General features: G+C 33.5%; 8 protein-coding genes and 1 pseudogene. 7 read left to right on the plus strand and 2 right to left on the minus strand.

Annotated features, from left to right (window positions below; translation table 11 throughout):
• Position 1 precedes the first annotated feature (1 nt).
• From EG344_RS11360 to EG344_RS11375, 4 genes are all read left to right on the plus strand, one after another.
• Positions 2–2,158: a patatin-like phospholipase family protein gene (locus tag EG344_RS11360; protein WP_123909527.1), complete on the plus strand. Its 2,157-nt coding sequence runs from the start codon at positions 2–4 to the stop codon at positions 2,156–2,158.
• A 4-nt stretch (positions 2,159–2,162) separates the two neighbouring features.
• A complete protein-coding gene (gene ybeY, locus EG344_RS11365) occupies positions 2,163–2,582 on the plus strand; it encodes an rRNA maturation RNase YbeY (protein WP_123909528.1) in 420 nt (139 codons plus the stop codon).
• A 146-nt stretch (positions 2,583–2,728) separates the two neighbouring features.
• Complete coding sequence (mnmG, locus tag EG344_RS11370) at positions 2,729–4,591, plus strand: tRNA uridine-5-carboxymethylaminomethyl(34) synthesis enzyme MnmG (RefSeq protein ID WP_123909529.1); 1,863 nt, start codon at positions 2,729–2,731, stop codon at positions 4,589–4,591.
• Between the two features lie 114 nt (positions 4,592–4,705).
• Entirely contained in the window at positions 4,706–5,527 is an 822-nt protein-coding gene (locus tag EG344_RS11375; RefSeq protein ID WP_123909530.1) for a class I SAM-dependent methyltransferase, read from the plus strand.
• A 993-nt stretch (positions 5,528–6,520) separates the two neighbouring features.
• Here EG344_RS11375 and EG344_RS11380 read toward each other — a convergent pair.
• Entirely contained in the window at positions 6,521–8,419 is a 1,899-nt protein-coding gene (locus tag EG344_RS11380) for a hypothetical protein (RefSeq protein WP_123909531.1), read from the minus strand.
• Between the two features lie 391 nt (positions 8,420–8,810).
• A complete protein-coding gene (locus EG344_RS11385; RefSeq protein ID WP_123911807.1) occupies positions 8,811–10,001 on the minus strand; it encodes a phosphoglycerate kinase in 1,191 nt (396 codons plus the stop codon).
• Between the two features lie 649 nt (positions 10,002–10,650).
• On the opposite strand from EG344_RS11385, the gene rpiB reads away from it, so the two are divergent.
• The 3 genes and pseudogenes from rpiB to rnr all read left to right on the plus strand — a co-directional run bounded on the left by rpiB (position 10,651) and on the right by rnr (position 14,458).
• Positions 10,651–11,085: a ribose 5-phosphate isomerase B gene (rpiB, locus tag EG344_RS11390; RefSeq protein ID WP_065395543.1), complete on the plus strand. Its 435-nt coding sequence runs from the start codon at positions 10,651–10,653 to the stop codon at positions 11,083–11,085.
• Between the two features lie 359 nt (positions 11,086–11,444).
• A pseudogene (locus EG344_RS23920) lies at positions 11,445–11,774 on the plus strand (thrombospondin type 3 repeat-containing protein); the annotation flags it as partial.
• Between the two features lie 530 nt (positions 11,775–12,304).
• Positions 12,305–14,458 carry a ribonuclease R gene (rnr, locus tag EG344_RS11400; protein WP_123909533.1) on the plus strand — a complete coding sequence of 718 codons (2,154 nt, stop codon included), beginning with the start codon at positions 12,305–12,307 and terminating at the stop codon, positions 14,456–14,458.
• The last annotated feature ends 201 nt before the right edge of the window (positions 14,459–14,659 follow it).

The raw sequence follows: 14,659 nt of genomic DNA on the forward strand, positions 1-14,659 counted from the left end.
TATGAGAAAACTCCTGATTCTTCTTTTCCTATTCCAATTGCTATGGATCCAATCACAGGTAAAAAAAGACCTGGTGATTCCGAAAAACCCTAAAATAGGACTGTCGCTTGCCGGTGGTGGTGCCAAAGGTTTTTCACATGTAGGAGTACTTAAAGTATTAGATTCATTAGGAGTAAAAGTAGATTATATTGCCGGAACCAGTATGGGTGCCATTGTTGGTGGTCTGTACGCTTCCGGATATTCCGGTAAAGAAATAGAAAAAATCGTGATGGATACGGATTTCTATTCTTTAATTATGGATCCAAAATCAAGACAGGAATCCAGCTTTTTCAATAAATCTGTTGATAAATATCTTTTATCTATTCCATTAAAAAACGGAAAAATTACACTTCCCTCTTCCATCAGTACGGGACAGCGAAACGTTTATCTTCTCAAAGAACTTTTAAAAAACGTCTCCAATATTGAAGACTTTTCTAAAATGCCCATCCCTTTTTTATGTGTAGCTACCAACCTTGAAAGCGGAAATATGCAGATCTTCGAAAAAGGAGATTTGGTACAGTCTATCATGGCCAGTTCTGCTTTTCCATCTCTAATGGATCCCGTTAAAATTGGGGATAGCATTTATATTGATGGAGCAATGACGGTCAATTACCCTTCTAAGCCATTAAAAGATCGAGGAATTGATATCGTTATTGGAGTAGATCTGAACCAGGATCTGTCCAAAAGAGAGGATTTAAACAATATTATATCAATTCTGAACCAGGTCATTGATTTCGGAATCAAGAAAGATACAAGAAAACAGTATAAATACACGGATATTAACATTAAACCTAACCTTAAAGGAATGTCTGCTACAAGTTATGATGAAAAGAAAAAAATACTTGACAGCGGTTATGTGGAAGGTTTAAAATATTCTCAGGTATTGGATCAACTGCCTAAACGTCCGTTTGACCGTCTCAGACAGCGTGTAAATCCAATATATTCCAACGTCTATAAGATAGACAGTATTTCCATAGAAGGAAGCAAGATTTATGGTAAAAACTATACTCTTGGAAAAATGGGACTGCGTCTCCCTTCTTTACAAACCTATGGAAACATCAATAAAATGGTTGATAAATTGGTTGCTACCAACAACTATAAATTCATTAACTATGATATTGTTCAGGAGAATGATGCCAATTATTTAAAGCTTTATGTCACGGAAGATGATGCAAGACATTTCGTAAAATTCGGATTGCATTATGATGAAATTTTTAAAACAGGTCTGCTTCTGAACTATTCGGCAAAAAGACTTTTATTTAAAAATTCTAACCTTTCGGTAGATGTAGTGGTAGGTGATAAATTAAGATATTATCTGAACTACTTTATTGATAACGGTTACATTCCCGGATTTGGTATTTATTCATCGGGAATGAGCTTTGATCTTAAAAATGTAGATAACAATGTTATTGATAAATGGGAATGGATGAGAAACGAAGCGTATATACAATCTGTATGGAAGGATAAATACGCTATTGGGGGTGGTATAAGCCATGACTACTTTAAAGCTGAAATTAATGGTGATAACAGACGTTACAGCCGCTTTTTAAATCCATATATATTCCTGAAGACGGATACTCAGGATGACAAAGAATTTGCAACAAAAGGAATTTATTTTGCTGCTGAGGGAAAAGTAATTGACCTTTTAAAATCTGAAGTAGAAAAAAGAATTGTTCAGATAAAGGCAGATTTAAAGATCAATATTCTATTGGGAAAACAGTTTACTTACAAGCTTAATTTATTTGGAGGGATTACCCTTGGAGAACATCTTCCACCCTATTATCAATATAGATTGGGAGGAATTTTTGAACAGAATGTTCTCAACTTTAAACGTTTTGGAGGATTTTATTTTGCCCAATTATATACGAATAACGTAATCCTGGCATCCAATGATCTTCAATTCAGGTTTAATAAAAACTATTTTATCAGTGGAAACTTTAGCTTTGCCAACCTATCCAATGACATTAAATTTGAAGATGCAGTTAAAGTAAATTATAGCTCGCTTGGCATTACGGCTGGATACAAATCTCCTTTCGGGCAGATTAAAGTTAACTTCAGCCATTCACTTAAAAACAATCAAAAAGGCATATTCAGTGTTATTTTAGGACACTGGTTTTAATACAATGATACAATTTTTTTACGAAAATTTACCGGAGTCGGTAGATACAGATTACAAACAATGGCTGGAAGATTTAATTCTTTCAGAAGGAAAAAAACTAGGAGAAATCAACTACATTTTCTGCGATGATGAATATCTTCTGAAGATCAATCAGGATTATTTACAGCATGATTATTATACCGATATCATCACTTTTGATTATGTAAAAGGCAAGACAATAAGCGCTGAGATTTTCGTATCTTTGCAACGCATTTCTGATAACGCCTCTACCCTTTCCCGAGATTATGAAGATGAATTAAGAAGGGTTTTAGCCCATGGAGTTTTACACCTTATTGGCTATAAAGACAAGACGGAAGAAGAGGAAAAAGAGATGAGAAGAATGGAGGATTTATACCTGGCTAAGTATAGGGATTTAAAGAATTAAAATTAAACAATCACTTAAAGTCCTATATCTAAAGCACTCTATTATAGCAACAATACAAGTTTACTTAGAGTGCATTCTTCAAAAATGTTTCACGTGAAACATTAGTGATTAAAGATAAAGTTTAAGCTTAAATAAGCGAGATAAAAATGATTTCAGAAATATATGATGTGATCGTAGTAGGTGCAGGACACGCAGGATGTGAGGCAGCAGCAGCAGCAGCCAACCTGGGTTCAAAAACACTATTGATTACAATGAATATGCAGACCATCGGACAGATGAGTTGCAACCCCGCAATGGGTGGAATCGCAAAAGGACAAATCGTAAGAGAGATTGACGCAATGGGAGGATACTCCGGAATTGTAGCAGACAAATCTGCCATCCAATTCAAAATGCTTAATCTTTCAAAAGGTCCTGCCATGTGGTCCCCAAGAACCCAAAATGACAGAATGCTTTTTGCCGAAGAATGGCGACTAGCTTTAGAGAATACTCCTAATCTTGATTTCTTTCAGGATATGGTGAAACAACTGATTGTTGAAAATAATAAAGTTACCGGAGTCATCACTTCTTTAGGAATTGAGATTAAAGCAAAATCTGTAGTTCTAACGAATGGAACTTTCCTTAATGGATTGATTCATGTTGGAGACAAACAACTAGGTGGCGGAAGAATGGGTGAACCAAGAGCATTTGGTATCACAGAACAATTAGTCACTTTAGGTTTTGAAGCCGGAAGGATGAAAACCGGTACTCCACCAAGAGTAGATGGAAGAAGTTTGGACTATTCAAAAATGGAAGAACAGAAAGGAGATGAAAATCCTCAAAAGTTCAGCTATCTTGATACACCAAAATTAACGAAACAATTAAGTTGCCATATTGTATATACTAATGAAACGGTTCATGATATTCTTCGTGAAGGTTTTGATAGAAGTCCAATGTTCAATGGTACCATTCAAAGTTTAGGTCCAAGATACTGCCCAAGTATTGAAGATAAAATTAATCGTTTTGCAGAAAGAAACAGACATCAACTTTTCGTAGAACCGGAAGGATGGAAAACTGTTGAGATTTATGTAAACGGATTCAGTTCTTCACTTCCTGAAGATGTACAGATCAAAGCGATGAAACATATTCCAGGATTTGAAAATGTAAAAGTTTTCCGTCCGGGATACGCTATTGAATATGATTACTTCCCTCCTACCCAATTGAAACATACTCTGGAAACAAAATTAATTGACAATTTATATTTCGCAGGACAGATCAATGGAACGACAGGATATGAAGAAGCAGCAGGACAAGGTCTGATTGCCGGAATCAATGCTCACAATAAAGTTCACGAAAAAGATGACTTTATCTTAAACAGAGATGAAGCCTATATCGGAGTATTGATTGACGACCTGATCACAAAAGGAACTGAAGAACCATACAGAATGTTTACTTCACGTGCTGAATATAGACTTTTATTAAGACAAGATAATGCGGATATCAGATTAACTGAGAAAGCCTATAACCTTGGATTAGCAAAAGAAGACAGATTAAGAAAAGTAGAAGCTAAAATATCTGAAAGTCAGCAACTTGAAGAATTTTTACGTGAAACTTCTTTAAAACCAGGTGTCATTAACCCTATTTTAGAGTCAGTAGAAAGCAATCCGGTAGATCAAGCTTATAGAGCATCTCAGATTCTTACAAGACCTAATATTACTTTAGAAAAACTTGATGAAATTGACTTCATTAAGGAAGCTTCTTCTCAATATAATGATGAAGTAAGAGAACAAGCTGAGATCAATATTAAATATAGAGGATATATTGAAAAAGAAAAGGAGAATGTAGCCAAGCTAAACCGTCTGGAAAACATTAAAATACCGGAAGACTTTGATTATATGAGTCTTTCTAGCCTTTCGGCAGAAGCAAAACAGAAAATGTCTAATGTACGTCCAAAGACTATTGCACAGGCAGGAAGGATAAGTGGGGTTTCTCCAGCTGATATTAACGTTTTGCTAGTGTATTTAGGACGTTAAAATAAAATGTTTCACGTGAAACATTTTTTACAATAAAAACGAAAATTAAGGTGTTTAAAAGCTTATAAAGTTTATGAATATCTTAATTTTTTAATATAACAGATTTCGACTTCAATGAAAATAAAAGATCATTTTCTTTCACAGGAAATATTTGAAATTAAAGAAACAGAAACAAAGGGAGTTTATAAAACTTCCCCTATCCCATCCAATATTTCCAGGTACTACGAAAGCGAAGATTATATTTCCCATCATCAGGATTCCGGGAGCCTGAAAGAAAAACTATATAAATTTCTTCAGTCTTTTAATTTGCAATACAAAAAAAATATTCTGGTTGACAGAATTAAAAAAGGATCCAGAGTATTAGACTATGGATGCGGCGCTGGAGAATTTGTAAAGTATATAGAAAATGATTTTGAAACTTTAGGTTTTGAACCTGATACCGATGCTAGAAAAGCAGCACAAGGAAAAATTGTAAAAGCAAAAATTCTGGACGATGTTCAAAAAATTGAAGATAAAAGTTTAGATGCTATTACCTTGTGGCATGTATTTGAACATGTAGAGAACCAGGACGAAATGCTCAATATTTTCCATTCGAAATTAAAAGATAAAGGACTTCTTATTATTGCCGTACCCAACCCTACTTCTTATGATGCAAAACATTATAAAGAGTATTGGGCTGCGTATGATGTCCCAAGACACATTTATCATTTTTCCAAAAATGGAATGGAAAATCTGATATCAAAAAAACCTAACTGGAAAATGAGAAAGATCAAACCTTTGGTGCTTGATTCGTATTATATCTCTATGTTGAGCGAAAAATATAAAAAATCTCCTCTATTCTGGCTGAAAGCAACCATTTACGGAACAATTTCGAACATAAAAGCCCTTTTTTCGAATGAATTTTCAAGTTTGATATATATTATCGAAAAAAGATAGAAAATCGATTTTTAAGCCATTTCTGAAAGCCATTTTTCAGCATTTTGAGCGAAAAACTTTAAAAAACTCAGAAAATACTTTCTGGGTTTTTTATTTTTATAAAAATACTAAGCTATATTTTATTCTCGTTTTCATTTCAAAAATTCAAAGTAAATTTCTTCGGGCAATTTTTTTGAACTCCCCTACTCCATTTTTACATGAACTCATATTTTTTTGTACGAGATAAAAAAACATAATAAATTCAAGTTATTAAAAATTTACATTTAGAAAAAGAGAAAAATTAATGCTAAAGACAAAAAAATGAATTTCAGAACATGAATACTTTCATAAATACACTATTTAAGGTTTTATTTTTGATTTACATATATAAACTCAATAAATTAAAGTTTTTTGATTTTTGAGCCATTTCTGGAATCCGATTTTCCGCGTTTAGCCAAAAAATGCCAGCAAAATATTTTGGCGTCAATCAGAAGTAAATAGTAATTTTTCAAGAAATTCAAATTAATCTTAAAAAAACAAAAAATCTCTCATCACCTTCTTATAAAAAATTATCATTAATAAAAAATAAGGCTTAGAAAAAAATTAAGAGCTTACTCTTCATCAATTATTCAAAATTGAAATAATCTCAAGACTAAAAATCTTTGCACAGAAAAACTAATCTGAAATAAAACAGATTTTGATGTTGTTACGAAATCATGGCATGTGAAATTTAAAAAAATAAGAGCTCTAAAAAAATTAGAAACAAAAGCCAACTAATAAATAAGCTTAAATATTGATTTACAATAAATTAAAGTTTAATATTTACTATAAGACGTATGAAAATATATTTTATCTAAAAATCAATTAAAAAACTGATAAAAAACACATAATACATCAATCAATAACATAGTTTAAAACCTGAAAAACAATCAATTAAAATTAAATATATTACACACAAAACAAAGTAACAATAACACTCAATAAAAAAGACTGGAACAAATCCAGTCTTGTCTTTTATAAGTTAATAATCAAATTACTAACTAAATTTGGGTTATCTGAGAAAATAGATGAAGTCATGTTATCAACTTTAAACTTAACATCCATTGTTCCGCCAGCACCAAAAGTATGGGCATTGAAGAAAAGTTCAGGAAAAGGATATGTTGGCTGAATCGTATACATCCCTCCTACCCTTTTATGGTTACTAGAAAGCACAGGACTGATCAAAACTGACGCTCCGGCATTGATACTAGGCACAGGAGTACTTACAAGTGATAAAACGTATTTAGCCTTATTGGATGGATCTGCCAAAAATACAGAAGAGGGTGTAAATTCAATTTTTGGCTGATTAGAGATGTAAATATTATCTCTCACAGTTGTTGATTGGATACTAGGACTTTCAATTGTAATAAGATCTGCCATCCCGTTATGTTCAAGAACCGTTGAATTATTGGCAATTAGGCAATAATTAACTTTTTCTGCTACCATCTTTACTAATTGGGAAGCTGCTGTAATATTGTTTCCTGAAATTTTTACAAAAGAATAATTATTAAGTTTTTTAATAGTCTCATCTTGGTCCAAATCAAATAAAATTCCTAAATAATGGCCGATAAAGTTATTATCAGAGATTTCAAGAGATTCTGTATCTGCAAAAATACCAGCTGCAACCCTGGAGTAATTTCCTTCCGTATAAAGGATATGTGAAGTATTACCTTTAACAGTAATCCTTTGGCAGTTTCCACCTTTTCCTTGAATAACAAATAAAGCCTGACCTCCATTATACAACATGTTATTTTTACCTTGTACATGGCTATGCTTAATGTTGTTAGAAGTAATGAGTAAGTTTGAGATTGTACAGTTTTTATCCGGCCAGATGTATACTCCGGAATTAACAATTTCCGCAATATTATCTGAAATTGAAATATTGGTAATATTTCCTTTTTCAGTCCCAATCCCTGCAATAAAATTCATTCTGGTGTAATTATAAACCTTATTGTTCGAGAAGGAGCTGTTACTAGCATGGATCTCACAGGCACAACCTATTAATCTCATCTGCTCATTTCCTATAAAAATATTGTTGTGAACCGATAGAAAATTAGCATTTCCATAAATGGTGGAATGATCATAATTGATTGTTTCAATACTTTTAGCCAGATCTTCAAAAACACAATTTTGAATGGTTACTTTATTTCCATTTCCTTCCCAACCGGCTCCTATACAATTACTTAAATCACCATTTGTCCAGTATAATCCATCGATATCAACATTGGTACAATTTCCGCCCTCAAACCCTATTCTACGCATATAGGAGGTTCTCATTTGCGAAAATTGACCATTGAAATCTATTACTCCCCTACCTTTCAGTGTGATATTGTAAATCGGCATAAAATCAATGACTTCTTTAGCATTAAATCCAGAAAATAATAGAAAAGGTTTATCATCAAAATATGTTCCCACTTTTAGAACACTGTAGTCCTCGAATTCTATGTCTAAATAAGATCTTAATTCAAAAATATTTGAGTGTATTCGCGTAGCTACATTATCAGTATAAGAATTAACAAGAAAGTGACCACTGGGAAAAACAAGTTTCAATCCTAATTGAGAAGTAATATCAAAAGCCTTTTGAATAGAAGCTCTTTGATCTACAGTATATGAAGACTTTGCTCCAAACATTGTTACATACACTCTTTTTGTAGAAAAAATTACTGTGTTTACATAGTAATCATTTCCCCTGGAGCGATAAATAATTTCATCATTTAATACTCTAGAATCATTAGCAACAAGTAAGGTTTCATCAATCCACGTACTTACTTTTTTAAAATTAACATTCTCTCCAGTAAAACTATCAATGAGCTGAACAAGATCATCATTGAGAGCTGTATTTCCTACTGCAAAAAATTCATTTGTATACATCATAATATTGTAATTTAGTACTGCAAATGTATCCCTCACCAGCGTCAAAAGTCGACGTATAAAATGATTTTTAATTCAAAAGATTCTAATGAGTCACCCAACTAAAAATTATAAAATTCAAACAAAACAGGATATAATTATTAAAGATAAATTTGTAATTAACTATTGATTATTGCTCTATTTTAAGAGAATCTATATCTCAATTTTTCCTTTATTTATCGCTATAAAAACGTAACTCACACTAAATCAAAACACCTTATTTAAATATAACCTGTAGTTATATCTAAAAGTTATAAAAACATCGATCAATTCAGGATTTCTCAATGAAAATATAAGCATAAAAAAGCCTGCTAATATTATTAGCAGGCTTCAAAATATTGAAATTTAATCTCTATTAATTGTTGATTGCGGCTACTCCAGGAAGCTCTAATCCTTCAAGGCTTTCAAGCATTGCTCCCCCTCCTGTAGAAACATAACTTACTTTATCAGCATATCCAAATTGCTTTACGAACGCAACACTGTCTCCACCTCCTACTAAAGAGAAAGCTCCCAATCTTGTTGCTTCAGCAATACTATCTCCAAGTGCAATTGTTCCTCCGGCAAAATGTGACATTTCAAAAACACCTATCGGGCCATTCCAAAGAATCGTTCTTGAATTCAATAGCACATCATTGAACTGATCTCTTGATTTGTGACCGGCATCCAATCCCATCCATCCTTCAGGAATTGCATAAATATCTACTTCTTTTCTTTCAACATCATTACTGAAACTTTCAGCGATGATCGCATCAGACGGAAGATATACCTTTACCTTATGTTCTTTTGCTTTCGCTAAAATTTCCAATGCCAAAGGAAGTTTATCATCTTCTACCAATGAGTTTCCGATTTTCCCTCCTAATGCTTTAATAAATGTGAACGCCATTCCTCCACCTATGATCAGATTATCTATTGCAGGAAGAATATTTTCTATAATAGTAATCTTAGTTGAAACCTTAGATCCACCCAAAATTGCAGTAATTGGTTTCTCACCACTTTTCAAAACTTTATCGATAGCCTGAAGTTCTTTAGCCATCAGTAAACCGAAAAATTTAGTTGATTGAAAGAATTGAGCAATTACAGCTGTAGAAGCATGAGCTCTGTGTGCAGTTCCGAAAGCATCATTTACATAAGCATCTCCTAATTTAGAAAGTTTCTCAGCAAAACCTTCATCACCTTTTTCTTCTTCATTATGAAAACGAACATTTTCCAATAATAAAATTTCTCCCGGCTTCAAATCAGCAGCAGCCTGTTCAGCTTTCTCTCCGATGCATTCATCAACGAACTTCACTTCCTTTCCAAGAACATTTGAAACCTCGCCAATAATATGTTTTAGGGAAAACTCATCTTTCACTTCTCCTTTCGGTCTCCCAAGGTGTGTCATTAAAATAACAGAACCGCCATCCTGAAGGATTTTTTCAACGGTAGGTTTCACCGCAACAATTCTGGTATTATCAGTCACATTCAACTGGTCATCCTGTGGAACATTGAAGTCAACTCTTACAAGAGCTTTCTTATCTTTAAAATTGAAGTCGTTAATTGTTTTCATTTTTATCTTTAGATTTATTTTTTTCTTCGGTTTCGAACAATCGTCCTCTCCGGGCCAGGTTACATTGCTGCAAATTTCGGCAGGGACAATTCCGTTAACTTCTTTGATTTTTCGTTTCACAAATGTAAGGTTTTAAACTTTTTCAACAGATTGATCGAAATAAAAGTTTTCAAAAACTTTCCCCGAACCCAATCACTCACTAATCAACATTCTTTATCTCTTTTAAAAAAAAAATAAGGTTGTTGTTGTTATGTATTGTTAGTAACGGGGATAAGTTTTAAGCATAAAGTTCATAATACTCAACTGGTACATAATTCATAAATAACTCACAATATAAATCTCTGTAAACCTGCATATTCACACACTTATTCACAATTGTTGATAACTTTGCCAACAAAGCATTATTAGTTATTTTATTATGGAAAAACCTGGGGATAGCTGAAGAAAAGATCTGGAAAGTTGTGGGGAAAACTTTACGATAGATTTTCTAATACGAAATAAATTTATCTTTGAAAATAGAAAGTTGAAAAAAGTTTTCCACACTTATTAACATACCTTTTCACAATTAACTCACGGTTTACTAACACGAATTGTTATTATTCTTACCTTTGTAAGGAAATAAAATCTAAAAAAGCTTAATAAGAGTATTATGAAAAGAAAAATTGCTATTGCAGCGGACCATGCAGGCTATGAATATAAGGAGATTGTTAAGAACTACCTTTCAGAAAAGTTTGAAGTTCAGGATTTTGGAACGTTTTCCACAAACAGTGTGGATTATCCGGACTTTGTCCACCCTGCTGCAACCTCTGTGGAAAACGGAGAAAATGAGCTTGGAATTTTGATCTGCGGAAGCGGAAATGGGGTTCAGATCACGGCGAACAAACATCAGAAAATCAGATGTGCACTTTGCTGGATGCCTGAGATTGCAACACTGGCAAGACTGCATAATGATGCCAACATGATTTCTATGCCGGCAAGATTTATATCAAAAGAACTGGCGATTGAAATTGTAGATAAATTTCTTTCAACAGAATTTGAAGGTGGAAGACACCAAAACAGAGTTGATAAGATTGCTGTTTGCTAAATATACTGAGGCCTGTAATTTATTGCAGGCCTTATTTATTTTTTATTTGTACATTTGCAGTGTTCAATAGAAATAACATTCTATACTTCTCCTGAACCTTTGTAATATTTAAAAGATATTTTATAGAAGGTTTTTCTCTTTTCTTCTCCAAATTTGTATTAAATTTATACAAAACTAAAGCTTCCGTTATAAAGTAGATTTAGAAAAATTAAGATTAAATTAAACATTAAGGTTTGATGAAAATAAAAGGATCTGCAGTATTATTTTTTACGATCAGTTGTTTCCATGCCCAAGAGATCACGGATCGTAATGCCTTTAAAAAATGCAGAGAAGAATTCAGTAAAAAAACGTGCCTTTCTGATAAGGATGAAGACAGAGTACCATTTTATATGGATCTCTGCCCTGAGATATCAGGACCAGAACTGAATAATGGTTGTCCCTGGCCGGATACAGACGATGATGGAATTATAGATAAAGATGATGCCTGTCCTACTGTAGCAGGACCCATGGAAAATAATGGATGCCCATGGCCGGATACAGATGGTGATGGAATTTTAGATAAAGATGATGACTGTCCTACGATACCCGGGGATGCGGAAAGCAAAGGCTGTAAGACGATTCCTACTCCAAAAAGGTTTACTGAAGAAGAGTTGCAAAAAATAAAGAGTGATTTTTTAGCTAATAATAAACATATTAATTATCATGCATTAGCAGATTTTATTTTCAAAAAAATAGAGGGAAAGGATCTAAAAAATAAAGTGCTTTATCTTTCCATGTATAGAAAATTTGAAGCGGGTTGTGGGATGGACAGATCTGATAATTCAGCAGGGAATATGGTACAGCAATTGATATTTCAATCATTCTGGGATGAGAGAAATTTTAAGAAATTTGCCAATCTTTTTCCTGATAAAATGATTCTTCCAATAGGAAGACCCCGTATTTTTGATTATGAAAGTATAGAAAATATAAAAGGTCTCAAAGGAGTACCTAAACTAGAAACGAAATATGGAACGGTTTATAATGCAAAAGGAAAATTTGCAGGAATACCGAATTCTAATGAGAAAATGATTCCAGACAGTGATAAAATGGATCTTTTTGTATATGTTCAAGACAATAAGGTTGCCATTTCTCTGAATAAAAAAGATTTTTATTTTAAATGTAAAAGTTCAAAAATAGTAGAGATCACAGAGTCGGAATATAACAATTAAAAAAAATTAAAATGCCAAAAAAAAGAAAATATATAAGTCATAAAAATGATTTGAAAATGATGGAGATCGGAAGATTGATCCTTCGTTTCATGAATGCAAATGCATCAAAAATTTATAATTATAAGCAGATCGCTGACGGAATAGATTACAAAAACCCAAGACAAAGGGAGCTTGTCATTCAGGCACTGCATAAACTTCAGGGTTCTGAAAAGATTAAAGAAGTAGAAAAAGGAAAGTATATCGTCAATCTGAAAATAGAAGGGACGTTAACAGGAATTATCGATTTCAACCAAAGCGGAAATGCTTATGTAAATGTAGAAGGATTAGAGACTGATGTTTTCGTTCATGCCAAAAATGTAAAGGATGCCCTTCAGGGAGATAAGGTTCTTATTATAACTTATCATTATAAAGGAAAGAAAATGGAAGGGTCTGTTTTGGAAGTTTTGGAAAGAAACAGAACAGAGTTTGTAGGGACTTTTCAGAAAGTAGCGCACAAGGATTTTGGATTTGTAGTTTGTGATAAAAAATCAATCAATACAGATATCTTTATTTCGAAAGCAAACTTCAATGATGCTCAGGATGGTGATAAGGTAATTGTGAAGATGACTGAATGGAAACCCGGAGATAAAAATCCTGAAGGAAAAATCACACAGGTATTGGGTGCTCCGGGAGAACACGAAACAGAGATCCACTCTATTCTTGCTGAATATGGTTTACCTTATGAATTTCCTCAGGAAGTAGAATTGGATGCAGATAAAATAGACAGAAGCATTACAGATGAAGAAGTAGCAAAACGTTGGGATATGCGTTCTATTTGTACGTTTACTATTGACCCTAAGGATGCGAAAGATTTTGATGATGCCCTATCAATTAGAAAACTGGAAAATGGAAACTGGGAAATCGGGGTTCATATTGCTGATGTATCTCATTATGTAGTTCCGGGAACAATTCTGGATGATGAAGCGTATCAGAGAGCAACTTCGGTTTATTTGGTGGACAGAGTTGTACCGATGTTACCGGAAGTGTTAAGTAATGATGTATGTTCTCTTCGTCCACATGAAGATAAATATACCTTTTCAGCAGTTTTTGAACTGAATGATCAGGCAGAAATCCAAAAGCAGTGGTTTGGAAGAACGGTTATTCATTCCGACAGAAGATTTACTTATGAAGAAGCTCAGGAACGTATTGAAAGCGGGCAGGGAGATTTGGCTGAAGAGATTAATACTCTTGACAAATTAGCGAAGATCATGCGTAACGAACGTATCAGAAACGGAGCTATTACATTTGACAGAAGTGAAGTAAGATTCAACCTGGATGAAAATAATGAGCCAATTGGGGTGTACTTTAAAATCAGTAAAGACTCCAATCACCTGATTGAGGAATTCATGCTTTTAGCCAACAAAAAAGTATCTGAATTTATTTCTTTAACAAGAAAAGGAGAAATCACTAATAATACTTTCATTTACAGGGTCCATGATGATCCGGATCCTGCTAAGTTAGAATCATTAAGAGATTTTGTCTCTACGTTCGGATATAAAATGAACCTTGCCAATACCAAAAAGGTTGCAGAGTCTTTAAATAAACTTCTTCATGACGTCAAAGGAAAAGGAGAAGAAAATATGATCGAAACCCTTGCGATGAGAAGTATGAGCAAAGCGGTATATTCTACAGAACCTATCGGACACTACGGTCTTGGTTTTGCCTATTATAGTCACTTTACCTCTCCTATCCGTCGTTATCCTGATTTGCTTGCTCACCGTCTTCTTCAGCACTATCTGGATGGAGGAAAATCTCCAAGCAGACAAGAATTGGAAGAAAAAGCAAAACACTGCAGTTCCATGGAAAGATTAGCTGCTGATGCAGAAAGAGATTCCATCAAGTTTATGCAGGTGAAATTTATGGAAAAACACCTTGGTGAAACTTTCACAGGAGTAATTTCCGGAGTGGCAGAATTTGGATTCTGGGTAGAAATTCCTGAAAACGGAGCTGAAGGTCTTATCAAATTAAGAGATTTAGTAGACGATTCTTACATGTATGATGCCAAAACACACGCAGTATACGGAACAAGACATGGAAATAAATATCAATTGGGAGATCAGGTTCAGATCAAAGTAGTAAAAGCGAATCTGATCCAAAAACAATTAGACTTTAAGATTGTTGAGTAAAATCAAACAGCAAAAATTCATAATAAAAGAGGTTGTTCCTAAGCTGGAATGACCTTTTTATTTTTAGAAAATTAAAAAAAATGTGCTTTAAACCAGATCCGTTTTTTCATACTATCAAAACTTCCCTCCTCCCCGATTCCCGCTTCATTTCTAAAAATCATGTCTCAAATACCAGATAAAATAAAAGTTGATATATCACAT

Source organism: Chryseobacterium sp. G0162 (assembly GCF_003815715.1).
GTDB lineage: Bacteria > Bacteroidota > Bacteroidia > Flavobacteriales > Weeksellaceae > Chryseobacterium.